Here is a 24852-nt window from a genome sequence, read left to right on the forward strand (position 1 = left end):
TAAAATCTCCTTTATTGCATCATTTTTGATTGATTAAAGTATTGTGATAAGTCTGCAACTTTTAGCTGATGTTGCTCTGCCATTTGCTCTAATGACTTTTTTAAGTTTTCATCTTCACAAAGAGAAGCACACCAGTTCATTGTTTTTGCTGTAATTTCTTCCGCTCTAATTTCATCTTCTATAAAAGATAATTCCTTCATTGTTAGCTGTTTCATGTATAGTCACTCCTACTTTAAAGTCCTTCTCTTACGTTAGTATTTATCTTTATTTTTATTATTATCCATAATGATGTGAATTTGGATGCAATTTCTAACATAAGGGATATCAATATTGATGATATTAAGAGGGCAAAGATTGGAGGAAAAAATAAGTGAACCATTTAAAAGCTCTGGCGATAAAATCTGTTGTGTCATTTCTTTTACTTTTTGTGGTGCTTGGCTTGCTATTTCAATATTCCTTTTCAGTTATATTAGGACTTACCCTAATTTTAGGCTTGGTATCTTATATATTAGGAGATTTAATGCTTTTACCGAGAACTTCAAACTTCACAGCAACAATTTCTGATTTTGCCATTGCAATGTTACTTACATGGTTTTACCTAGCGACAATCACGACCTATGCGACTAATGTGTTTATTGCATCACTTATCACAGCAATTGGAGTTGCTTTATTTGAGAGCGTCTTCCATCGATATATGAGAAAAAACGTTCTATATGAAAAAGAAAGCCGTGTGAACATAGGAAATCTACGTTACAATACTGAAGTATCAGAAGAAATTTCCCCAGATTATCAAAAATTAAAGGAAGATTAAAACCTAATCGAAATGATTAGGTTTTTTGCATCATATACAGGCAACACAATTTCAGTTCTGCATACATTACAATGAAGCATGAACGTTAGGGGGATTTACTAAATGTTTGCAGAAAACCGGATAAATGTAGGAAAGTATCAGATGAACGTTCGTCATTATCATCACGAAAACTGTAAAGAAGTAGTTGTACTTATACATGGAATTCCAACTAATTCTCATTTATGGGATCGCGTTATTCCCTATTTAAAGAAAAATTACTCCGTACTCGCTGTTGAACTTATAGGCTATGGGAAATCAGATCGTGGACCTTATGAAGACCTAACTCTTCCAAAACAGGCTACTTATATTCTTCGTGCGCTTGATCAACTGCATATTCCCTCAGCACACTTTGTTGGCCATGATCTTGGAGGAGGAATTGTTCAAATCTTGGCTGTCACTCATCCTGAGCGCGTAAAAAGTATTGTTGTCATTGATGGCGTCTGCTTCTCAAATTGGCCTCTTCCAAAAGTAGTATCCATTCGTTATCCTGTTGCTGAAGAGTTTTTCCCTTCACCATTATTTATTGAAAGAATGTTAAGAGAAGGCGTTTATTATCCTTCTATGTTAACTCCGGAATTACTTAAAATGTTTATTCTTCCGTTTGATACACCAACTGGACCAACAGAGCTTCAACAAGCTTCACTTGCATTAGACCATCATCAAACAGAAAATCTTGTTCCTTATTTACCACATATTAAATGTCCTGCTACATTTTTATGGGGACAACATGACCGATATTTGGTACCATACTGGGGATTCTTACTACACAAAACTGTTCCAAATTCAACATTTAAACTTATCCCAAATGCCAGTCACTATTCAATGATTGACCAACCTAGTATTGTTTCAAAGGAACTATTGCTGCATCTTTCACGTGCTTCCTTAGGGTATCCTAGAGAGTTAGAAGCCTAGCATAAAGTGAGTAAAACGTGGACCACTTGATTCAGGAGTTGGATTAAGAGAAACTCTTGGATCTCTCTGGTCTATTATGATGAATTTAATTATTACCAAGTAAATTTTGATCTAAAACTTCAGGATCAACACCATTTGTTATACTCTGACCATTCATAACTAATTGAAAGTCCCCAACTCCCCCACCACCTGATCCTGTTATGGCTTTTTCGATGCTTTTAGGTGAAATGCAATACGAATCACCAAAATTAATCACTCCACCACTAACACTATCAATTTTTAAATTTTTAATAATACATGGCATTTAGCTAGCCTCCTCTCATTAAAGCTTTTACGCTATTGTATGGAGTTTATGTATAATGTTGTGGACACGTCCCTATTCAATGAAAAGATAGACGAAGTTTTTCATACATGAAATGGTTACTTTACACAAAGCATAAGGTGAAGCAAATATTCCGCAAAAATGGAGGGTATATCATTGAAAAATGTTCGTTACTTAATACAAGATGAATTTCAAGCAAACCAAGTTGCAGAAGATCTCAAAGTACAACTTGATATAAACAGAATGGAAACGATTCAAATCACAAGTGTAGAAAGTCGCAATGAGGTAATTGTACAAATTCCTGAAGCAAATGACTCAGTAGAAGAGGTTTTATCAGGCTTTATGAGGGGTTATCAAAAAGGAATGATTCTTGAATAAAAGAAAACTTGGCTTATTGCCTAGTCCCTTTGGTGTCAGCGTAATTTTCCTTATATTTGCCGAAATAATAAAAAAGGTTGCCAGGGCAACCTTTTTTCTACTTCTTAGCACCAAGCTGCTCCTACAATGATAAGAAGAATAAATAAAACAACAATCAACACAAATGGATTTACTCCTGGAGATGCAACTGGTGCATATCCATATCCACATCCATAGTTACAACCAAAGCCCATGTCATTTCCTCCTTTTCATTTACTAAACCATATCTTTTTGTAGATACTGTTTTACTTATACATATGTTAGAAGGCTTATTTACGTAATAGATATATACCTAATATGACTTATAAATTCAATAAAAAACAGCCCATAAAATGGACTGTTAACCTCTAAAATTCTGGTAAAGAATCTAAGTTATTACTTTTATCACCATCAGGCTCGCTACGAAGAATGTCACGCCCATACTTATGAAAAACATCAACATGTGCTAGCTTACCGCCTTTTGCCTCTGAAAGTGCTTGCATATAGTCTAACTGTCTACCCGATTCTGTTTGAAATGCAATTAAATCGCCATCATCGTTTTTTCTTACTGCAATGATTTTCTCTTGATTCATCTTCATATCATTTGATATTTCAACATTCATTTCCTCTAGATCTGCTTGATTTTTGTATTGATTAAACACTTGTTCGAAACGATCCATCACATTATCACCTCATGTTTCTTATTTCCATTTGAAGTGATTTTATTCTTGCTACTACATTTTTTCTACATTCACACGACCTGAAAAGAACACTGCACCTCCACCCATATCAGCAATACGATCTGGAGTTAACGCATTCACCATATGGTTTTTGCCTTTCATATCTGACCATAATCCTTGGCTCACAACAACACCTGGTAAAACTTGTTCACCAACTGAAGCAGGTAATTCACATTCGCCTCGCTGATTCCAAATTCGCACAGTATCACCATCATTTATACCAAGTCTTTCTGCATCAAGAGAATTCATGAAAAGTTTTGATGTTTTTTCGAGCTTCATATGTTTATCTTGATGAGAAAATGTAGAGTTTAAGAAATTATGATTTGGTCCAGGGACAAATAAAAACGGAAAATCACTTTCTTCAAAAATCGGGATATAAGTAGGTAAAGGTGGATAACCCTCTTCCTCCATCTGATGAGAATATAATTCGATCTTTCCTGAAGGTGTTTTTAAATTATCTAACAAATGACTAGTTCTATTTGCTTTTATATAACTGTGTTTCTTTAATTTTTCATAGGTTACATGCTCTAAGTAAGGATTGTTTGTTTGATTTAACGATTGTTTAATTAATTCCACATCATCGTCCTTAAAATCCGATTCATCGAATTCCATCGCTTTCGCAAGCATTCGAAAAACATCAGTATTCGATTTACTTTCACCAATAGGACGGATAACTGGCTCCTGCAGATGTATGTAATGATGCCAATAGGACGTATAAAAATCAATGTTCTCAAAGGCAGAAGTAGCTGGTAAAACAATGTCAGCATACATAGCAGTTTCTGTTATAAACAAATCATGAACAACCGTAAACAAATCTTCTCTTTCTAATCCCTTTCTTACCTTGTTCACATCTGGTGCAACAACAGCTGGATTCGTGCCATATACAAACAATGACTGAACAGGGGAATTCATGTCTAATAGTGCTTTTCCTAATTGATTCATATTAATTGTTCTCGTTTGTTGCTTTAATAAATCAGGTCGTTGCAATGAATTCGTGTTAAAAGCTAAAAATGCTGAATTTCCTTTAATGGCACCGCCACCCTTTACTAACCACTGACCTGTTAAAGCAGGTAAACAAGCAATCGTACGAACTATCATTCCACCATTATCATGATGTTGTAGACCATTTCCAATTCGAATCATCGATGGAGAGATTTCCCCATACATTCGGGCTAATGAATAAATTTCTTCTTCAGGAACTCCTGTTATGCTCGAAACAAGTTTGGGTTCATATGATTGCACATGTTCCTCTAATTCTTTAAAGCCAATAGTATATCGTTCTAAAAATGATCGGTCTACTAGATTTTCTTTATAAAGAATATGCATAATTCCTAGCGCTAGTGCTCCATCTGTTCCTGGTAATATAGGAATAAACCAATCTGCCATTTTCCCAGTTTGATTTTTATGAACATCAATCACAATGATTTTAGCACCGTTTTTCCTTGCTTTCTGAGCAATCATCATTTGGTGCATGTTCGTACTAACTGCATTGATTCCCCACATAATAAATAACTTAGTATCTGTCATGTCTTCAGGATCAGTTCCATAGCTGCCACCCATTGTATAACGATAGCCCTTTGAACCAGCTACTGAACATATCGTTCTGTCAAGCTGACTTGCACCAAGTCGATTGAAAAAACGTCGATCCATTCCCTCTGAATTAATTCTTCCCATATTTCCGTAAAAACTATATGGTAAAATGGATTCAGCTCCCGCGTCAGAAATGATATTTTTCCACCTGGTAGCAATCGTATCAATGGCTTCCTTCCAGGTGATGGGCTCGAAACAACCTTCTCCTTTTTTACCTACTCGTTTGAGAGGAGATTGAAGTCTATTAGCATCATAGATTCTCTCTCCCATATGGCGAACTTTATTACAAATGGCGCCTTTTGTTACTGGATGGTCAGGATCTCCTTCAATTTTCGTGATTCGACCGTCTTTTTTATGAAGAAGCAATCCGCACTGATCTGGACAATCAAGTGAGCAAACAGAAGGCACAATCCCATTTTCTATGTTTTTATATGACTCCATATCTTCAATCCTTTCAAATATAAAAAATTGTTAATTTGATTAGAACAGAATCTTCTGAAATGATTAGAAAGATTAAACATGATTTGTAAAAGTGATGGCACCCCAATGCTTTGCGGTTATTTTTGTTTTTCTTTTCCATCCTTTGTTTTGAAGCTCTTTTGCAAGTAACCGATTAAAAAAGCCATGTCCTATTAAAACAACATTTTGATGTTTAGTTGTAAGTTCCATGATTTTATTTGCTGCTAATTCTGCTCGTTGTTTAGCACTTTTATAGGATTCACAGTTAGCAGAATAGCCACTAAACCACAAAATTCTAAGCAAAACGGCCCATGTATCTGAAGATAGTTTAATGCTTGGGAAACTTTTAGTTGTTACAGGTAATTCTAATTCACGAAATAGACTGCTTGATATTGCTTTGACATTTTTTCTTAAAAGGTACGCTGAATCTATCGATCTTTTTAAATCACTAGTGATAACAAGATTTGCTTCGTTCATTTTCTTTACAGCTTCTTGTGGATAATGAGTTTCTTCAACCACTCCACGAGAATTATATTGGTTTACCCAATCTAAAAATTCTTGGAATGTAATACTTTTTTTAGCATCTAACTGAGAACGTCCATGCCTAATTAATGTAATCTCCATTCCTTACTTACCAAATGCAAAAGTTAATTCTGTATCACAAGCGACTTTCCCATCCACTGAAGCAATTCCTCTTCCTTTCCCGATCGAACCTTTTACACGGGTAATTTCTATTTCTAGCTTTAATTGATCTCCTGGTTTTACTTGATGTTTAAACCGGCAGTTATTAATTCCCGCTAATAGCCCCAACCGGCCTTCGTTTCCTGCTTTCATTAACATGGCAACCGCACTCATTTGCGCTAATGCTTCTACTATTAATACACCCGGCATTACTGGATATTCAGGAAAATGTCCCATGAAAAACGGTTCATTTACTGTAACATTTTTCATTCCAACCGCCCTCTTCCCTTCTTCAATCTCTATCACTTTATCTATTAATAAAAAAGGATAACGATGTTGTATAATCTCTTTAATTTTATTACTATCTAACATTGTATTCCTCCTCACAATCTTCTTATGTTATATTTTACCATTTGTTATTAGAACTTGGTACTAAATACTGACGCAAAAAAACTCAGTGTTTCTTCTATACACTGAGTTTTCTATATTATAAGTGACATTCCAGGAGCATCTAGCTCTCTTTCTTCAAATCCTAATTTCTTGTAAAACTGCTGCTTTCCTTTTGCAGAAAAAAGCTGAACAGATTGTATACCAGAGTCTTTACATTTTTGTAAAAGCGCTTCAATTATTTTTTTACCTAAGCCTTGTTTTTGATAAGAAGGATCAACCATTACATCACAAATTAATGCTTGATAAACTCCATCAGAGATCATTCTTCCAAATGCAATTAGTTGCTCTTGGTCATAAATGGATATGTGATACCAGCTATTTTCAGCTGCTTGATATAATTGTTCTCTTGTATACGTACCTTTTTTACTTTTTATTAATCCACTTGCTTCATGCAAAGAAACAAATTGTTCAAAGGAAGGAAGTTGATCGGAAAATTGATGGCCCATTCTATTCACCTTCTACATTCAATGTATCGTTATGTAACTATACATATATTTATACAACAACTTGAATAAAAATTCAACTAAAAACAAAAATATTTTACTTACAAAAAATAAGACGAGTTTCCCCGTCTATTTAATGTTTTTTATTTATCGTCCTCTTGGTAATCATCTCGGTCTTCTTCAACGTCTACAACTGGTCTTCTTCCCCAGAACATGCCCCAAGGATCTCTTCTTCTTTCATAACGATCATCTTCTCTGTGGTCATCATGTCTGTCACGATCCTCAACCACTTTTACTTCTTTCGCGTGGATAACTAATGTATCAACCTTAATCACTTGTTCTTTTCTTTTAGACATTTTCCCCACTCCTTTACCCCTATAGTCGTTATATTTTATTCAATAAAGGAGTAAGCGTTATAGGCATTTTTTTCATTTTCCTTACATATTTGAATATAATAGTGATTAATTTAACATCCCTACAACATGAACGTTTTTCTTATTATTGATTGCTTTTATAATACCGTTGCAAATTTCTTCATGTGTCAACCATCGTTTTCCATCGCCTTGCTTCATATATCCCAGTTTCACTTGACTATAAAAACAGTGATTAGGAATCGTCAGTTCTGTCTTAATTTTATCTAAGTTCGAGCGGCTGCCAAGTACATGGACAAATCTAGATGATTCAGATGTACTCGGTATCTGTTTTATAATTGATTGAACGGCATGCTCAGCATATGAATGAATCCAAGCTACAATTAAATGAATGGTCTTGTTTTCTTGGATGATTTCATCTATTTTCTTATTCAAGCTTTGCTCATTTGAATAGTCAAGAAATACGGGTATAAGATTTTTGTTGTTATTTGATTTTTTTAATAAATTGTTCATTTTCTCAGTACTTCTTCCGACTACATAAACAAGATAGCCAGTTTCAGCTAACAGAATTGAAAGGTCTGTTAACATTCCAGAACCACCTATAACCAAAGCACACTTCATGCTAATCCCTCCGTTGCAATCAAACTGCTACTCACAGTATATTACAGCTACCTCCCTCACTTTATTGATTCCATCCCATAAATTACCCGGACCATCATATACTAACGTAATCGGACCATCGTAATCACTGTTTGCTACAATTTGTAATGACGTTTCAAATTCTCCTTTATCTATTAAACCATTAATATCATAATTCGCTTTTGCATGTATAGACTCAGCTAAAGGAACTAAAGCTTCAATTGAGTCAAATTTAACTCCTTGTTCAAAGTTTCCAAAATCAACCGTTAATCCTAATTTCTTATCGAATGAACTAATAAGTTTCTCACAATTTTCTTTAGTTGATGTAAGCGATTTAAAATTTTCCGTTACAACACGAACACCTTTTGGTTCAGCATAATCAAGTAATTGTTGAAAACTTTCGATTGATCGTTCGAATGCTGCCGTATCACTCGGATTTGCTTCTCCAGCAATCACCCGAATACTTTTTGCTCCTACCTTCTCAGCGATATCAATCCATTTTTTTATATATTTTATGTCAGATTTTCTTCGTTCATCATCTGGAGAACTAATATCACCATAATCCAATAATAAGCAATGAAAGGTTATTCCTGATTTTTCAAAAGCATTTCTCAATTCTACAAGGTATTCATTTTCGGTATTTTGAAAATGAAAATGGCAAACTTCAAGTGATTTAAACCCCTGTTTTTCCAATATAGATGGTAATCCCAATAATGTAGTATTTTCCGGTTGTTGTTCTATACGTGTTTTTTGTGTTTTCTCTATATCATCCCAGTATGTCCAGCGTAATGGACCAAGCTCTCGATGAAGACTCCAGGTTGTTAAAGATAAATGAGACATAATAAAACTCCTCCTAGTTGTTTTTAATTGATATTCCACATATCTTCCTTTTTTTCCTCTATTAAATATATTAAAAGGCGTGTAAAGGTCATACATCCTTTACACGCCATACAGTTTTATTAAAATTTATTTTGATACTCACTAATTGCGTTATATTCGTTTTCAAGTAATCTCGGTAAGCGAATAAAGATTGGCATGAGTTCGCGATAAGCAGCAGTTGCTTCTTTATTCGGCTGATGTGAATGAAGTGATCCTACCATTTTTTCCACTTCACTTAAAGACTCAATTTCTCCAAGACCATATTTTCCTAACACAATTGCACCTAAACATGAGCTCTCAAAACTTTCTGGAATTGTAACTTCTTGGTCAAAAACATCGGCTAGCATTTGTCGCCAAAACACTGACCGAGCAAACCCTCCTGTTGCTTGTACACGAGTCGGAGTTCCGATTAATTCCTCAAGAGCAAGCAGAACACTGTATAAATTCATCATAATACCTTCTAGGACTGCACGAATCATATGCTCTTTTTTATGATGCAAGCCTAAACCAAAGAATGAACCACGTGCATTTGCATTCCAAAGAGGAGCTCGCTCTCCTGCCATATATGGATGGAAAATTAATCCGTTTGATCCAGGAGCAACTGTAGCCGCAATTTCTGTTAACACATCATAAGGATCTTTCCCTAGCCTTTTAGCTGTTTCTACCTCTGCGTTTGCTAATTCATCTCTCACCCATCGAAAAATCATGCCACCATTATTCACAGGTCCACCAATTACCCAGTGCTTATCTGTTAGCGCATAGCAGAAGATCCTTCCTTTTGGATCTGTTACAGGGCGATCTGTTACAGCACGAATAGCCCCACTTGTTCCAATTGTTACTGCTACAACACCTGGCTCAATGGCATTCACTCCAAGATTGGAAAGCACCCCGTCACTTGCTCCAACAATAAATGGAGTATCAACAGGTAATCCCGTAAACCTTGAAAATTCCGGATCTAAGCCTCTAATACTGTCAGTTGTACTTACTGGTTTTGATAATTGTCCTCTTTTTACACCAACAATCTCAAGTGCTTCATCATCCCAATCCAGCTTTTCAAGGTTAAACATCCCGGTTGCAGAAGCAATTGAATAATCAATCACATATTCTCCAAATAATCGATAAAAAACATACTCTTTAATCGAAATGAACTTGTTTTCTTGTGCAAAATACTCTTTATGTTCAGTATTTAACCAAAGCAGCTTAACTAAAGGTGACATTGGGTGAATCGGTGTGCCTGTACGTAAGTAGATTTCATGTCCATTATGTTCTTGTTTTAATTTATCAGCATATTCTGCACTGCGGTTATCAGCCCATGTAATGGACTTTGTTATCGGTTGTCCTTCTCCATCAACAACTATTAAACTATGCATGGCAGAACTAAAGGATACAAAGCGAACTTGCTCACCTGAAACATTTGCTTCTAACAAACTGCTTTTCATAACTGTAAGAACAGCTTGAAAAATTTCTTCTGGATCTTGTTCAGCTGTTGCTGGTGTAGGTGTGTAAAGGGGATACTCAACACCAAATCGACTAACAGCCTTTCCTTCTTCATTAAAAAGTACAGCTTTTGTGCTTGTTGTACCAATGTCAACGCCCATCATATAATTACCCATAGCAATATCCTCCTAAATGAGAGAAAAGGGAAAACCGGTATGGTCGTCCCTTATGTCCCTTATCCTTTATTATCCAATAAACACTCCTAAAATTAACGCTACTGTTACACCAACTAAACCAATTAATGTTTCCATAACAGTCCAAGATTTTAATGTGTCTTTTACGCTAATACCAAAATAACGTCCTACTAACCAGAAACCTGAATCGTTTACATGTGATAGTACAGTTGCACCAGATGCAATCGCGATAACAAGTAATCCAAGTACAGGTCCTTGTAATCCTAAGATTTCGATAAGTGGAGCCATTAATCCTGCTGCTGTAACCATTGAAACGGTTGCAGAACCTTGGGCAACACGAACTGCTGCTGCAATTAAAAACGCTAACAAAATTGGTGGTAGAGCAGAACCTGCCATCATATCACCAAGAACTTGACCTACACCTGAATCAATTAAGATTTGCTTAAATACCCCACCAGCACCTGTTACTAAGATAATAATACCCGCTGGTTCTAATGCTTTTGTCGCGATATCTTGTACTTCTTGGCGAGAATATCCACGTTTTGTTCCTAAGAAGACAAAAGTTAGGATCGTTGCAATTGTTAATGCTACGAAAGGATGTCCTAGGAATGTAAGAATCGAACGTACAATATTTCCTTCTTCTAATAATACTCCTGAAACCGTATTGAGTAAAATCAATACAAGTGGAATCATAATTAATGAAGCAATTAATTTAAAGCTAGGTAACTCTTTGTCATACTCAATTTCTTCTAAGTTCATATAATCCGGAACAACAACATGTAATTTTTTCGAAATATATTTTGCAAAAAGTGGTCCAGCAATGATCATCGCAGGAATACCTGCAATCGTACCGAATAAGATAACCCAACCAAGATCAGCACCGATTAAATCAGCAACAGCAATAGGACCTGGTGTTGGAGGAATAAAGCTATGTGTTACTGCTAGTCCTGCTAACAATGGTATACCATAGTATAATAAAGATTTTCCTGTTTTCTTTGCTAAACCATAAACAATTGGTACTAAAATGATAAATCCAACATCAAAGAATACCGGGATCGCTACAAGGAATCCTGTTACACCTAACGCCCATTGTGATTTATCTTCACCAAATTTCTTAACAAGTGTTTGTGCTAAACGCTCTGCTCCACCTGAAACTTCAAGCATTTGCCCAAACATTGCACCTAAACCAACAACGACTGCAACGAATCCAAGGGTTCCACCCATACCGTTTTGCATCGAGGTCACAACTTCATTTAAAGGCATTCCTGCTAAAATACCTACGATTAAACTGACTAATAATAACGCAACGAATGCGTGTAATTTGGTACGAATAACTAAAAATAACAATAGAAAAATTCCTGCTAATGCCACTAAAATTAACATTTGATCTGACATCTAGAACACTACCTTCCTTACTTTTATGGGGTAAGAAGAAAGCGCTGTTTTTAAAACGCTGTCTTCTTAGTCTTCCTAATTATTGAAAAAAATTCATTTTTTCTCTACAGCATGTCCGCCAAATTCATTACGAAGTGCCGCGACAACCTTACCTGTAAACGTATCATCTTCAAGCGAACGATATCTCATCATTAATGCCATCGTAATAACAGGTGCAGCAGTTTGAAGATCAAGTGCCGTTTCTACCGTCCACTTCCCTTCACCTGATGAATGCATGATTCCTTTGATTCCATCAAGCTTTTCATCTTTAGAAAATGCATTTTCCGTTAACTCCATTAACCAAGAACGGATAACAGATCCATTGTTCCAAACTCTTGCGACTTTTTCGTAATCATACTCAAATGGACTTTTATCAAGAAGATCAAATCCTTCCGCAATCGCTTGCATCATTCCGTATTCTATTCCGTTATGAACCATTTTCAGAAAATGACCACTTCCTGCTTTCCCAGAATAAAGGTAACCGTTCTCAACCGTTATGTCTTTGAAAACCGGTTCAATTTCTTTGAAAACCTCTTCATTTCCACCTATCATTGTGCAAGCTCCATTACGAGCACCATCTACGCCACCACTTGTTCCACAATCAAAGAAATAAATTCCGTTCGTTTCACACTCTTCATTTCTTCTTAATGAGTCTTTGTAGTGGGCGTTACCACCATCTATTATTCGATCTCCCTCTTCTAAATAGGGAAGCAATTGTTCAAAAACAGATTGTGTTGCCTCTCCAGCTGGAACCATCATCCAAACGGTTCTTGGCTTTGATAGTTTACGAACCAGCTCTTGAATTGAATTCGCTGTTTGTATTCCCATTGAGGAAATTTTTTTCATAGATTCTTCATTAACATCAAAGGCTACAACATCATACTCTTTATCTACTAAATTAAGAGATAACTGATATCCCATCTTTCCTAAGCCTATCATTCCTATTTGCATGTGTATTTCTCCTAACTGTTTACGGAATAAATTTTCTTGATATCTTTATTATATGAAAAAAAATTCTTTTTGCAAGCGATTCCAGAAAAATATTTTTTCTTTTTGTGAAATTTAGTATAATAAAAGAAAGCCCTACCAGGAGGGAAGATCTATGAAAAAAGCTCAGGAGCCTTGTTTAGTCACGATTCGCAAGCTCTATCCAAAGTTCAGTGTAACGGAAAGAAAAATTGCCGATTTTATTTTAAAAAACCCAAATAAAATTATTCATTCATCCATTAATCAATTAGCAGAAGATTTAGAGGTTGCCGATTCAACTGTTTTTCGCTTTTGTAAACGACTTGGTTATAAAGGATATCAAGCGATGAAAATAGCCCTTGCATCCGAAGTTGTCTCCCCTATTCAGGATATTCATGAAAAAGTAACAGAAGGTGACACGGTTGATACAGTGGCTTCAAAAGTATTTCGATCAAATATAAAGACGATTGAAGATTCATTATCTGTATTAAATGAGGAACATTTACAAGCAGCTGTTGATTGCATGATTAGTGCAAATTCAATTGAATTTTTTGGAAGTGGCGGTTCAAGCATTATCGCCCTTGATGCCTATCACAAACTGGTGCGAACAGGCTTAAAGGTTCACTCTGTTATTGATACACACTTCCAGCTAATGGCAGCATCGCAAATGACGGAAAAAGACTGCGCCGTTTTTATATCTCATTCAGGTTCTTCGAAAGATATTCTTCATATCTTGAATGTTGTAAAATCCACAGGAGCGAAAATGATCGCAATTACCAATTATGCTAAGTCTCCGTTAAGTGCAGCTGTTGATATTCCTCTCTATACAGTGTCTGAGGAAACCGAATATCGTTCAGAAGCTTTATCATCTCGAATCGCACAACTAACGCTAATTGATGTTCTTTATGTGAATATTTTATTAAAACGTGGCAATGAAGGAAAAGAAGCATTAAAGAAAATGCGTGAGGCTATTCTAGTGAAGAGAATTTAGCTTTGATTATTCGTAGAAATAAAAAACAGAGAAGGACGCACAAACGTCTTCTCTGTTTTTTATTATAAAGCAGAAAATTCCTCAACAAGTTCCTTGAATTTCTTTAATGAGTTTTCAATCGGATATGGTGCAGTTAAATCCACACCGGTACTCTTTAATAATTCCAATGGATAATCAGCACTTCCACTTTTTAAAAATTCCAAGTAAGAATGTAATGTTTTTTCATCACCTTCTAAAATTTTTGTAGCAAGGTGAATGGCTGAAGCAAAGCCTGTCGCATATTTATACACATAAAAAGGACGGTAGAAATGTGGAATTCTTGACCAGCCGTATTTTACCTCTTCATCAAACACAACATCATCTCCGTAATATTCACGGAACAACCCCTCATATGTTGTATTAAAGACTTCTACATTTAGTGGCATTCCCTTCTCTGCCATTTCATGTGTTTTCATTTCAAATTCTGCAAACATTACTTGTGTAAAAAATGTTCCTTTAAATTGATCAATAAAATGATTAACCAGATGCTTTCGTATATCTGGATTTTCTTCTTTATCTAAAAGGTAGTTAATTAATAGTACTTCGTTAACAGTAGAAGCAACTTCTGCAACAAATATGCTGTACCGGGCTGTGATTTGTGGTTGATGTAACGAGCTAAGTTTGCTGTGAACACCATGACCGCATTCATGAACCAAAGTAAACAAACTGTCCAAATTGTCTTGATGATTTAAAAGAATATACGGATGAACTCCATAAACTCCAAGGTTATATGCACCCGAGCGCTTACCTGGTGTTTCCCTCACATCAAGATATCGGTGTTCCTTAAATTCCTTTAGTGTTTTGATGTAATCTTCCCCTAATGGTGAAAGAGCTTCACACATGATTTCATATGCCTTTTCATATGAAATTTCTTGCTTTACACCACTTACTAATGGAACACTTAAATCATATTGTCTAAGTTCATCAAGTTGTAATTTTTGCTTACGTAGCCTAGAGTATTGATGCAAAGAAGAGATATTTTGCTTCGTTGTTTCTATAAGATTTTCATATACTTCTCTAGGAACATTATCACCAAATAACGCTTTCTCTAAAGCAGAAGGATAGTTTCGTAACTTTGCCATTGTGACATTGTTTTTAATAGCTGATGACAGAGTTGAAGCGATAGAATTTTTGAGTTGCAGATATGGTTTATAATATGCTTTGTATGCTTCTTTACGTTTTTCTCGATTTTCATCCTCGATTAATTTTGCATACATGCCTCTTGTTAACTCAACTTTTTCACCATCATCGCTTGTTACTTCTCCAAACTTGATATCAGCATTGTTCATCATGCCAAATGTATGACTTGGTGAAGATAGAGCTTCACCAAGCTTTGAAATCACTTCTTCTTGCTCTTTACTTAATACATGCTTTTTGTACCGAAAAGCTTCCCATAAGTCTTCCTCAAAATACTCAAGCTTTTGTTCTAATGTTATGTATTCTTTTAATGTTTCTTCTTTTAAGCTCAAAAGAAATGGCATAAAAAAAGAAGTTGATGAGCCAGCTTTTATACTCAGTTGTTTAGCACGTTCTAGCAGCGATTGTGAACTTGTTTCCCGTGTATCTTCATCCACCTTTAACATCGCATAAGCATAAAGCTTGTTAAAGGTAAAAGACATTTCTTCCTTTTTCTTTAAAAATGAGTAAAGTGATGGGCCGTCATGAATGTTTCCGTCAAATTGCTTTAATTCATCTACTTTTTCATTAATTGTACTGTAGTCTTTCTCCCAATCTTTCAGGTCTGAATAAAGGTCATCTAAATTCCATTTTTCCTCAATCGGAACATCTTTTCTCGAAGTATATGTTGACATGAAAACTCCCCTTTCCAAAAGGTACCTTTACTACTATATTCTACGTCCCTTGTTTTTACCCTTTTCCCTATTAATTTTGCTCAGTACGCTGCTTTCCTTCGTCAGTTACAGCAAATTTACGTGACATCTTTTTTATCTTTTCAGCCTTACGGAACCGTAAAGCTGACCAATCGTCATCTATGGCTATTTGCCGAACCGGTTCATATCCCTCGGCAGCTAATAAGCCACCAACTGTTTCACGGCTGCAGTCAGAACCCTTATATGTTTTGGATGATTTTTTAGGGTAACAAATCCAGAATAAACCATCTTCCTTAACAGCTTGTACTGATTCTTGTGCGAGCGACTTCAACTGATCATTTGCTGTACCAAAAATTTGGACAAAATCATATTCATGGCCTTTGCTTTCGTTATGTACTTCTCCTGTAAAAGATGAAATTACATCATTGTAGGAATTAGGATGATGAACAATGAGAACTGGTTGTCCACTATCTTTAAATTGTAGTTTTTTCAGTAATGGATTACTTTCTGCCATGTGAGGTCACTCCATTCTATATTTGCATTATCCTATATATATCACTTTACCCGAAAGATATGCAATGCATAGATATAGACTGACTATTGGATAAACTTCAGGTGGTGCTAGCCTGAAGTAGCACCACCCTTATATGATTAACTAGATTTTAACCATTTAATAAAACCTACTTTTCCTTGCCCTTCACAAACGGAACAAGCTGTTGATCCTTCTCCACTACAGGTAATACATACTCGATTTCCAAGTTTATACCCTTCACCACAACAGTCTTTGCAATTGAAATGTTTACTACCATTACAGTTTTTACATTTCATGCTACATTGCCCTCCTGAATCGTTATTGGAGCTGGATTAGCTATTTGGATTTTACGCAGGAAATAGAGTGTAAGATTAGCTCCCAATAAAATGTATTTTGGGAGGAACCTTTTTATGATTTGACTATTGTTAAGAAACGTTAACGAACTTTACAGATATGACGTTATTCCAAATGTTAGATTAAATCCTCTAACAAGTTTACATAATAATATTATCATTTATTTTGAATTTCATAATAAAAACAGGACTTCAACATATTGTCCTGTTTTCCATCTTTTATTCTCCTATATAATGTGGTCTTCGCTTTTCTTTAAATGCCTTTAACCCCTCCAAGCGATCCCTTGTTGGAATGGTCAGTTCATATGCTGCTTTCTCAATACTAAGTCCTGTAGTTAGATCAAGGTGATAACCTTCATTAATGGCTTTTTTCGCTTGTGTAATGGCAATTGGCGCGTTTTGCACAATTTGATTGGCTAGCTCAAGAGCCTTTCCTTCCAGATTTTCAGGCTCTTCAACATATTCTACTAAACCAATTTGGAGCGCTTCTTCTGCTGCTATTTTTCTAGCTGTGAAAATTAATTCTTTTGATTTTCCTTTTCCTATTAACTGAGGCAACCTTTGCGTCCCCCCTGCACCAGGAATGATTCCGAGCGATGTTTCCGTTAATCCAAGTTTAGCAGTTTGGGAAGCAATTCTTAGATCACAGGCCAATGCCAGCTCTAGCCCTCCACCAAATGCAGCTCCATTAATTGCTGCAATAACAGGCTGAGGTAAAGTTTCTAGTTCATTTACTGTTTCTCTAATCAAAGATACTGTTTTCTTCACTTGAATAGCATCCATTTCAGCACGTTCCTTTAAATCCGCCCCTGCACAGAATACTTTCTCCCCAGATCCCGTTATCACAATGCATCTAATGCTTTGATCATATTTAGCAAGCTCAAAAACTTCTTGAAGTTCTTTTAACATATTAATAGACAAGGCATTTGCTGCTTTAGGGCGATTTAATTCAATCTTTAAAATACCTTCATTTACCTCTGTTATGATCGCTTTGTCATTCATCGACATGATCTTCCCCTATCGCTCAAAATATTTTGCTAGAAAGTTAGTTGTTGTATCACCTGATTGAAATGCAGCATGTTCAACAATTTCTCTAAGCAGAGGAATATTTGTTTTAATGCCTCTAACATGGTATTCCGATAACGCAAGTTGCAGTTTATTTATCGCATCCTCACGAACTTTTCCTTTAACAATTAATTTTGCAACCATCGGATCGTAGTAAGGGGTAACCATTGACTTCTCATGTATCCCAAGCTCGTGCCTAATTCCATCTCCCTCTGGTAAAGAAAGAGAAGTAATAGTCCCGGGTGAGGGATAAAAGGTTTTTGGATCTTCAGCATATATTCGAACTTCAATGGAATGTCCTATAATAGGTATTTGTTCTTGAGAAAAACGCAACAATTCTCCTGCCGCTATTCGTAACTGTTCTTCGACTAGATCAATTCCGGTAATCTCTTCTGTTACAGGATGTTCGACCTGTAATCTTGTGTTCATTTCAAGAAAATAAAAGTTTTTGTTTTCATCTACTAAAAACTCAATTGTGCCTGCATTTTTATAGCCTATTGCCTTTGCAGCTTGAACAGCTGTTTCCCCCATTTTTTTTCTTAATTGATAGTCTACAAAAGAAGATGGAGCTTCTTCTACTATTTTTTGATGTCTTCTTTGGATTGAACATTCTCGTTCCCATAGATATACAGTATTTCCTTTGTTATCTGCTAAAAGCTGTATTTCAATATGTCTTGGGTTTTCAATGTATTTTTCTAAATACATCTCTCCGTTGCCGAAAAATGCAATCGCTCTTTTTTGATTTCCTTCAAAAGCCTTTACCATTTCCTCATCATTTCTAACAATTTGCATGCCAATTCCACCGCCACCAGAAGAGGCCTTTAACATGATTGGATAACCAATTTCATTTGCAACCTTAACTGCCTGTTCTGAATTGGTTAAAGATGTTGAAATACCAGGAACAACTGGTACTCCGGCTTGTTTCATTATTTTCCGTGCTTCAATTTTACTTCCCATGCTAGCAATTACCTGTGGAGACGGTCCAACAAAAATAAGTCCCACTTCTTCACATTTTCTAGCAAACTCTGGATTTTCTGATAATAGTCCATAGCCGGGATGAATAGCTTCAGCACCCACCTCTTTTGCAATTTCGATAATCGTTTCGATCTTTAAATAACTGTCTGCCACACGTGGTCCACCTACCAAATATGCTTCATCAGCAAATTGTCTGTGTGGAGCGTCCTGATCTGCCTCAGAATAGACGGCAACCGTTGTGATGCCTAATGCTTTGCATGTTCTCATAATTCGAACAGCAATCTCTCCTCGATTTGCAACAAGTATTTTTTTGAACAAATGAAGTACACCTCCATTTTTATCATTAGCATCCAATTTGTTTTGCAATAACCATTCGTTGAACTTCTGATGTTCCTTCACCAATTTCCAATAATTTTGCATCACGGAAAAACCTTTCTACTTGGTATTCCTTCATGTAGCCATAGCCACCATGGATTTGAATGGCCTGATCACATACTTTCATACAAATTTCAGAAGAAAATAGCTTTGCCATGGCCGCTTCGGTTTTAAATCCTCTTCCTTTGTCTTTAAGCCATGCAGCTTTATATACCATATTACGAGCAACCTCAATATTCATTGCCATATCAGCTAGCTTAAATTGAATTGCCTGAAATTTAGATAAGTTTTTTCCAAACTGAGTACGATTTTTGGCATATTGAAGGGCTTTTTCATAAGCACCCTGTGCAATCCCAACTGCCATTGCACCAATTCCGATTCTTCCTCCATCAAGCGTAGCCAAAAATTGTTTATAGCCGTTCCCCTCTATACCAAGAAGGTTTTCTCTTGGAATGTTGACATTTTCTAAAATTAATTCAGTAGTATTTGACGCGTGTAACCCCATTTTTTCGTAATTATCGATTACAGTAAAACCTTTAGAATTTGTTGGGACAAGAAAGGCACTAATACCATTTATCCCTTTTGAACGATCTGTCACAGCTGTGATGGCCAAATTTTTTGCATAGCTTGCATTTGTAATAAAGCATTTTGAACCTGAAAGCTGCCACTCATTTCCCTTTAATATGGCTGTTGTCTGAGTGCCTGCTGCATCTGATCCCGCATTTGGTTCTGTTAAGCCAAAGGCACCTAAGTACTCACCTTTACATAATGGAGTGAGATAGTCTACCTTCTGCTGTTCTGTTCCAAACATAAATATGGGGGCGGCCCCTAACGAAATATGCGCAGAATACGTTATACCTGTTGAAGCACATACTCTACTCAACTCCTCAACAACAATGGCAAAGCTAATTGTGTCAGCATCACCACCACCATATTGCTCAGGAAACGGTAAACCCATCATCCCTAATTCCGCTAACTTGTTAAAAATGTTCTCTGGAAATTCCCCCGAACGATCTCTTTCATCTGCTTCCGGGGCCACTTGTTCGTAAGCAAACTCATGAATCATGTGACGAATCATCCCTTGCTCTTTCGATAAGTCAAAATTCATTTTCTTCAATCCCCTCTATCTTATGTTTTGAGCAATTGATGCTTATACGGGATAAACAGGGTGTTTTCGTGTTGAGAATGTAACATACTTTGAACGATAAAGACCAAATCTTGTAATTAACTCACTTCTTAGTGAGTTGGCAGGAATAACTCCATCAATAATCATTTCAGAAGCCAACCGATATATATCTATGTTTTCACGGTATTCATCTCGTTTTTCCTTTATAAATTGTGATCGTTCTTCCTCGGGAAGGTCGGCAATTTTATTTGCATAAACAGCATTTACTGCCGCTTCAGGTCCCATAACAGCAATTGATGCAGTAGGAAGCGCTAAGCAACAATCTGGCTCAAAAGCAGGACCTGCCATTGCATACAATCCAGCACCATATGCTTTACGAACGATAATCGATATTTTTGGAACTGTTGCCTCAGCCATAGCTGAAATCATTTTTGCTCCATGACGGATAATTCCGGCTCGTTCAACCTTTGTTCCAATCATAAACCCAGGAATATCAGCTAAGAAAAGTAATGGAATATGATAGGCATCACATAATGTAATAAATTTTGCCGCTTTATCTGCTGAATCATGAAATAAAACTCCACCCTTTACACGCGGCTGGTTCGCGATAATACCTACTGACTGACCATTTAAACGACAAAAACCTGTAATAAGTTCTGGAGCAAACTTTTTCTTTATTTCAAAAAATGAATCAGCATCAATGATTCGTTCAATAAGATCGTACATATTAAAAGGTGCATTTTGGTTAGTAGGTATGATTTCTTCTAATGTTTTTTCAAAGGATTTTGGAGGTATCAAATCTAATTGTGGTGGTTTTTCTGTATAATTTGCTGGAAAAAATGAGAGATAATTGCGGGCTAATTCGATTGCTTCTTCTTCAGATTTTGCTAGTATATCTCCACAGCCTGACGTTGTGCAATGCATTTTTGCTCCACCCATTTCCTCGAGGGAGACTTTTTCACCAATCACCATTTCTGCCATTCGTGGAGAGCCTAGGTACATGGAGGCATTTCCGTCCACCATAATCAAAACATCGCAAAAAGCTGGGATATAAGCTCCTCCTGCTGCAGATGGACCAAACAGTAAGCAAACTTGAGGAATTTTTCCGGACAACTTTACTTGGTTATAAAAAATTCTTCCTGCTCCCCTTCGTCCTGGGAACATTTCCACTTGGTCTGTAATTCTTGCTCCTGCTGAATCAACAAGATAAAGTAAGGGTACCTTTAATTTTTCAGCGGTTTCTTGAATTCTGATCATTTTTTCTACTGTTCTTGCTCCCCATGAACCCGCTTTTATTGTTGAGTCATTTGCCAACACACATACAGTCTGACCGTTTACTTTTCCCATTCCTGTTACAACACCATCGGCTGGTAATGTTTCCTCTAAACAATTAGCGAACAGTCCGTCTTCCGTTTCTAGACCTTGATCAAATAATAATGCCAGTCTGTCCCTAACAAACAACTTGCCCTTTTCTTTATTTTTCTCATGATATTTATCCGGTCCACCCTTTTTTATTTTTTCTAGCCTTTCTTGTAAGGATTTCTCAAGTGTCACGATTGCTCCCTCCATTTTCAGATTTTCATAGAGTTATGATGGCTTCGCCTGGTAAACTTGTAGGCTATGACTAGCTAATGAGCGTCCAATTCTTTCTTGAATAAATAAAGCAGCATTGTGGATTTTATCCTTAGATAAACCTGTTACAATTTCCATTCCTTCTAACATATATAGTAAATCATCTGTTGCGACATTTCCCGATGCACCCGGGGCATAGGGACACCCTCCAAGTCCTCCAATAGAACTGTCAAATCGAGTAATTCCTAAACACAAGGAAGCGGTTACATTTGCGAGCGCAGTTCCTCTTGTATCATGAAAATGCATCGCTAGTTTATCCGAATGAAACCTTTTTAACATCTCGTTGGTAACCTCTTGTACTTGTTTGGGAGTAGCAACACCAATCGTATCACCTAAAGATACTTCATAAACTCCCATTTCAAATAACTCTTCACAAATGCTCATTGTTTTTTGTAACGAAACCCGACCCTCATATGGACATCCAAAAACCGTTGATATATAGCCTCTAACTGACTTTCCGGAAGTGAGAGACTCTTGTACAACATCACTAAGAACAGCTAAAGTCTCATTAATTGATTTGTTAATGTTTTTACGATTATGTGTTTCACTTGCAGAAAGAAAGATAGATACTTCATCTATGTTTGCATCAAGAGCCTTTTCAAGACCCTTTTGATTTGGGACAAGTGCAGCATAAGTTACACCTTCAACTCGTTTAATTCCTTTTGCAACAGAGTACGCATCAGCTAAAGCTGGAATCCACTTTGGATGAACAAATGATGTAATTTCAATATAAGATAATCCTGTATGTGAAAGTTGATTGATCCATTGTATTTTATCTTCAGTTGAAATACATTTCTTCTCATTTTGCAAGCCATCACGAGGGCCAACTTCCTTAATTGAAACTGATTGTGGCCACTTCACCAAATTTCCTCCTTTCTATTCATATTCAACCAATACATCACCCTCGTTGACAAAGTCACCTTCATTTACATTAATTCTTTTTATCACTCCATTTTCTTCAGCACCTATCGGAATTTCCATTTTCATCGATTCTAAAATCACTACGTCTTGACCTTCTGCAACTTGTTCACCTACATCGACTAGTATTTTCCATACACTTCCGGCCATATTTGCTTGTATGTGACTCACACTCAATCCCTCCCACCAACTTGATAGCAAATGAATGCCTATAACTATCCTATTCGCATAAAAATTCACTTATAATCGGATAATCAAATTTAAACTATTTAGAAAAGTCAATTTTTGTATGTGGTGATGAAAAAAGCCAACACATCAAGTATTGGCTTAAAATAATTTCTTAAAAAACTGAACAAGGCGATTATCATCAGTATCTTGTTCAGGGGTTTGTGAATCCTCTTTTTTTGTTATGTATATATTTTCCTTATCAACAGCATAATCATAGGCTAAAACAAGTCCTAAATCAGTTTCATGCTCTTTATCTGTTGATATGAGATATTTATTCCCAACATTATTTGCAAGCTTAATATAGTCAGACAAATATGTGTAATTCATCTTTCCATTTAGAAATAATGTCGCTTCTTTATTTTGTTTCATTAACTCTTCTACTTCAGAATAGGTCCCTTTTTCTCTAACCTGAGATTGTGTTAAGGCAACAACCACTCTTTCTCTTAAGGTACCAAGAAATTTCCTTCGTTCATCTGGATTTATTTCACGAGGACCAGTGATTCCTTGTTGAATGTATTCGTCTAAACGATCCATACTTTTCCCTCCTTTTGTTCTTTTTATTTAGTGTATCCTATTTTTCGATATAAAAAAAAGATGTGGTATGGATGATTGATTGTTTAGTTTACCATAATATTTTTACGTTAAATTTATTTGCTGTGCGAAAGACATTTTATTTTCTACTTAAGGTTTTTATAAATTTGGGTGATGAGAGACATTGCACAGGTGCATTACTTTTGTTTTCATAACGGCTATGAACGACACTACACCTGTGCCTCGCGCTATTTTTGTCGTTCATACCGCCTATGAACGACACTACTCCCATGTCTCCCGCTTCTTTTGTCGTTCATACCGTCTATGAACGACACTACTCCCATGTCTCCCGCTTCTTTTGTCGTTCATACCACCTATGAACGACACTACTCCCGTGTCTCCCGCTTCTTTTGTCGTTCATACCACTTATGAACGACACTACTCCCGTGGCACCTGCTTCTTTTGTCGTTCATACCGCTTATGAACGACATTATCCTCGTTCTTTCAGTACTTTTGTCGCTCATCAATCAATCAATCAATCATTCCACTTTATGTTGTTTTTAAATGGTTGTTCAAGTATGTCGAAAAACCTTCTAAAAGTTTCAAAGAATTAATATCAGTTTCAAACAAAGGGACATAACGCTTATCCTGCTGCTTAAACTCTTTTTCAATCCAAGTAAGATAATCCTGTTCATTTTTCTTTCTTTTTTGCCAAAAGTCTCCATCAACTTCTTGAGATAGAATTTTATTGATAAAAAGAGTGCTAACATGTAAATCATGGTCAGCTAGCGTTTTGACGGCTTTAGACGTTTCTATGATTGATAATCGCTCTGGGTTTAATATAAAAATAAAGCTTGTCTCATTCTTATTTAGAAGAATTTTTCTCACATTCATAAAACGCGTTTTACGTTGCTGAAGAACTTGAAAAACAGGATCTTCTACTGGCTCACCATCATTCAAGAGCTGTGTATATGTTTCGTTACGTTTTTTTCTTCGTTCAAGCATCCCATCAATCCACACGCTCATAAGCTCAGGAAGTGTTAATAATCTTAACGTATGCCCGGTTGGAGCAGTATCAAAAATTATTCGATCATATGCTTTTCCCTCATCAAGGATAATTGAAACAATACGGTCAAATAGGGAGGCTTCCTCAGCACCTGGTGTAGAGCTTGCTGCATCAATTTGCCGGTACACCTCTTGTTGCATATGTGACTTTACAACACCACGTATGTTTTCCTTAACCTTTTTAATATAGTTCCTAGTTTCAATAGATGGATCAATTTCAAGCGCATCTAAACCCGGATACACTTGAATTGGATCATTTTTAAGCGTTTTGTGAAAAATATCACCAACATTATGAGCTGGATCCGTTGACACTAATAAGGTTTTTTCCCCAAGATTTGCAAGCATTAAGGCGATTGCTGCAGCACTTGTTGATTTTCCAACACCGCCTTTGCCACCAACAAACAAGATTTTTTCTTTCTTAATCATTAGC

At 36.2% G+C, this 24852-nt stretch carries 29 protein-coding genes; 4 read left to right on the forward strand and 25 right to left on the reverse strand.

Annotation, left to right across the window (positions count from 1 at the left end):
• Nucleotides 1–11: 11 nt before the first annotated feature.
• The gene (locus D9842_RS09350) at nt 12–215 is read right to left on the reverse strand and encodes a hypothetical protein (RefSeq protein WP_121662294.1); all 204 of its coding nucleotides are present in this window, start codon (nt 213–215) and stop codon (nt 12–14) included.
• A gap of 155 nt (nt 216–370) precedes the next feature.
• Here D9842_RS09350 and D9842_RS09355 point away from each other — a divergent pair, with 155 nt between their 5' ends.
• Entirely contained in the window at nt 371–811 is a 441-nt protein-coding gene (locus D9842_RS09355) for a DUF2512 family protein (protein WP_121662295.1), read from the forward strand.
• A 102-nt stretch (nt 812–913) separates the two neighbouring features.
• Nucleotides 914–1762 (forward strand): alpha/beta fold hydrolase, encoded by an 849-nt coding sequence (locus tag D9842_RS09360; RefSeq protein WP_121662296.1) that lies wholly within the window; start codon nt 914–916, stop codon nt 1760–1762.
• A gap of 85 nt (nt 1763–1847) precedes the next feature.
• On the opposite strand, the gene D9842_RS09365 is transcribed toward D9842_RS09360, so the two are convergent.
• Entirely contained in the window at nt 1848–2066 is a 219-nt protein-coding gene (locus tag D9842_RS09365) for a spore germination protein (protein ID WP_121662297.1), read from the reverse strand.
• Nucleotides 2067–2240: 174 nt separating this feature from the next.
• Here D9842_RS09365 and D9842_RS09370 point away from each other — a divergent pair, with 174 nt between their 5' ends.
• On the forward strand, nt 2241–2462 hold the full coding sequence (locus D9842_RS09370) for a hypothetical protein (protein ID WP_121662298.1): 222 nt from the start codon (nt 2241–2243) through the stop codon (nt 2460–2462).
• Nucleotides 2463–2566: 104 nt separating this feature from the next.
• Here D9842_RS09370 and D9842_RS09375 read toward each other — a convergent pair whose 3' ends face one another.
• The 12 genes from D9842_RS09375 to gnd all read right to left on the reverse strand — a co-directional run bounded on the left by D9842_RS09375 (nt 2567) and on the right by gnd (nt 12748).
• Nucleotides 2567–2695 (reverse strand): YjcZ family sporulation protein, encoded by a 129-nt coding sequence (locus D9842_RS09375; RefSeq protein WP_121662299.1) that lies wholly within the window; start codon nt 2693–2695, stop codon nt 2567–2569.
• 153 nt (nt 2696–2848) lie between these two features.
• Complete coding sequence (locus D9842_RS09380) at nt 2849–3160, reverse strand: DUF3892 domain-containing protein (protein WP_121662300.1); 312 nt, start codon at nt 3158–3160, stop codon at nt 2849–2851.
• 54 nt (nt 3161–3214) lie between these two features.
• On the reverse strand, nt 3215–5251 hold the full coding sequence (locus D9842_RS09385; RefSeq protein WP_121662301.1) for a molybdopterin-containing oxidoreductase family protein: 2037 nt from the start codon (nt 5249–5251) through the stop codon (nt 3215–3217).
• Between the two features lie 72 nt (nt 5252–5323).
• Nucleotides 5324–5893, reverse strand: a complete 570-nt coding sequence (locus tag D9842_RS09390; protein WP_121662302.1) for a histidine phosphatase family protein — start codon at nt 5891–5893, stop codon at nt 5324–5326.
• A 3-nt stretch (nt 5894–5896) separates the two neighbouring features.
• A complete protein-coding gene (fabZ, locus tag D9842_RS09395) occupies nt 5897–6322 on the reverse strand; it encodes a 3-hydroxyacyl-ACP dehydratase FabZ (protein WP_121662303.1) in 426 nt (141 codons plus the stop codon).
• A 110-nt stretch (nt 6323–6432) separates the two neighbouring features.
• Nucleotides 6433–6846: a GNAT family N-acetyltransferase gene (locus D9842_RS09400; protein ID WP_121662304.1), complete on the reverse strand. Its 414-nt coding sequence runs from the start codon at nt 6844–6846 to the stop codon at nt 6433–6435.
• A 140-nt stretch (nt 6847–6986) separates the two neighbouring features.
• Nucleotides 6987–7199 carry a hypothetical protein gene (locus tag D9842_RS09405; RefSeq protein ID WP_121662305.1) on the reverse strand — a complete coding sequence of 71 codons (213 nt, stop codon included), beginning with the start codon at nt 7197–7199 and terminating at the stop codon, nt 6987–6989.
• A gap of 105 nt (nt 7200–7304) precedes the next feature.
• The gene (locus D9842_RS09410) at nt 7305–7835 is read right to left on the reverse strand and encodes an SDR family NAD(P)-dependent oxidoreductase (RefSeq protein WP_121662306.1); all 531 of its coding nucleotides are present in this window, start codon (nt 7833–7835) and stop codon (nt 7305–7307) included.
• 27 nt (nt 7836–7862) lie between these two features.
• A complete protein-coding gene (locus D9842_RS09415; RefSeq protein ID WP_162987382.1) occupies nt 7863–8693 on the reverse strand; it encodes a sugar phosphate isomerase/epimerase family protein in 831 nt (276 codons plus the stop codon).
• Nucleotides 8694–8812: 119 nt separating this feature from the next.
• Complete coding sequence (gntK, locus tag D9842_RS09420; protein ID WP_373995124.1) at nt 8813–10351, reverse strand: gluconokinase; 1539 nt, start codon at nt 10349–10351, stop codon at nt 8813–8815.
• Nucleotides 10352–10414: 63 nt separating this feature from the next.
• Complete coding sequence (locus D9842_RS09425) at nt 10415–11758, reverse strand: GntP family permease (protein WP_098799578.1); 1344 nt, start codon at nt 11756–11758, stop codon at nt 10415–10417.
• Nucleotides 11759–11851: 93 nt separating this feature from the next.
• Nucleotides 11852–12748: a phosphogluconate dehydrogenase (NAD(+)-dependent, decarboxylating) gene (gnd, locus tag D9842_RS09430; protein ID WP_098799577.1), complete on the reverse strand. Its 897-nt coding sequence runs from the start codon at nt 12746–12748 to the stop codon at nt 11852–11854.
• A gap of 151 nt (nt 12749–12899) precedes the next feature.
• Here gnd and D9842_RS09435 point away from each other — a divergent pair, with 151 nt between their 5' ends.
• Nucleotides 12900–13754 carry a MurR/RpiR family transcriptional regulator gene (locus tag D9842_RS09435; protein ID WP_098799576.1) on the forward strand — a complete coding sequence of 285 codons (855 nt, stop codon included), beginning with the start codon at nt 12900–12902 and terminating at the stop codon, nt 13752–13754.
• Nucleotides 13755–13816: 62 nt separating this feature from the next.
• Here the strand turns inward: D9842_RS09435 and pepF are convergent, their stop codons facing one another.
• From pepF to D9842_RS09485, 11 genes are all read right to left on the reverse strand, one after another.
• The gene (gene pepF / locus D9842_RS09440) at nt 13817–15604 is read right to left on the reverse strand and encodes an oligoendopeptidase F (protein WP_098799575.1); all 1788 of its coding nucleotides are present in this window, start codon (nt 15602–15604) and stop codon (nt 13817–13819) included.
• Nucleotides 15605–15674: 70 nt separating this feature from the next.
• Nucleotides 15675–16136, reverse strand: coding sequence for a DUF3052 domain-containing protein (locus D9842_RS09445; protein ID WP_121662308.1), 462 nt, complete (start codon nt 16134–16136; stop codon nt 15675–15677).
• 137 nt (nt 16137–16273) lie between these two features.
• Complete coding sequence (locus D9842_RS25840; RefSeq protein ID WP_162987383.1) at nt 16274–16450, reverse strand: hypothetical protein; 177 nt, start codon at nt 16448–16450, stop codon at nt 16274–16276.
• Nucleotides 16451–16726: 276 nt separating this feature from the next.
• The gene (locus tag D9842_RS09450; protein WP_121665009.1) at nt 16727–17509 is read right to left on the reverse strand and encodes an enoyl-CoA hydratase; all 783 of its coding nucleotides are present in this window, start codon (nt 17507–17509) and stop codon (nt 16727–16729) included.
• 15 nt (nt 17510–17524) lie between these two features.
• Nucleotides 17525–18865, reverse strand: a complete 1341-nt coding sequence (locus tag D9842_RS09455) for an acetyl-CoA carboxylase biotin carboxylase subunit (RefSeq protein ID WP_121662309.1) — start codon at nt 18863–18865, stop codon at nt 17525–17527.
• 25 nt (nt 18866–18890) lie between these two features.
• A complete protein-coding gene (locus D9842_RS09460; RefSeq protein ID WP_121662310.1) occupies nt 18891–20030 on the reverse strand; it encodes an acyl-CoA dehydrogenase family protein in 1140 nt (379 codons plus the stop codon).
• A gap of 42 nt (nt 20031–20072) precedes the next feature.
• Nucleotides 20073–21602 carry an acyl-CoA carboxylase subunit beta gene (locus D9842_RS09465; RefSeq protein ID WP_373995101.1) on the reverse strand — a complete coding sequence of 510 codons (1530 nt, stop codon included), beginning with the start codon at nt 21600–21602 and terminating at the stop codon, nt 20073–20075.
• A 33-nt stretch (nt 21603–21635) separates the two neighbouring features.
• Nucleotides 21636–22541, reverse strand: a complete 906-nt coding sequence (locus D9842_RS09470) for a hydroxymethylglutaryl-CoA lyase (RefSeq protein ID WP_218975606.1) — start codon at nt 22539–22541, stop codon at nt 21636–21638.
• A gap of 15 nt (nt 22542–22556) precedes the next feature.
• Nucleotides 22557–22769 carry an acetyl-CoA carboxylase biotin carboxyl carrier protein subunit gene (locus D9842_RS09475; protein ID WP_121662313.1) on the reverse strand — a complete coding sequence of 71 codons (213 nt, stop codon included), beginning with the start codon at nt 22767–22769 and terminating at the stop codon, nt 22557–22559.
• A gap of 156 nt (nt 22770–22925) precedes the next feature.
• The gene (locus D9842_RS09480; RefSeq protein WP_121662314.1) at nt 22926–23360 is read right to left on the reverse strand and encodes a YueI family protein; all 435 of its coding nucleotides are present in this window, start codon (nt 23358–23360) and stop codon (nt 22926–22928) included.
• Nucleotides 23361–23906: 546 nt separating this feature from the next.
• Nucleotides 23907–24848, reverse strand: coding sequence for an ArsA family ATPase (locus D9842_RS09485; RefSeq protein WP_257536025.1), 942 nt, complete (start codon nt 24846–24848; stop codon nt 23907–23909).
• Nucleotides 24849–24852: the final 4 nt, after the last annotated feature.

It is taken from the genome of Metabacillus litoralis (assembly GCF_003667825.1).
GTDB classification, from domain to species: Bacteria; Bacillota; Bacilli; order Bacillales; family Bacillaceae; genus Metabacillus; species Metabacillus litoralis_B.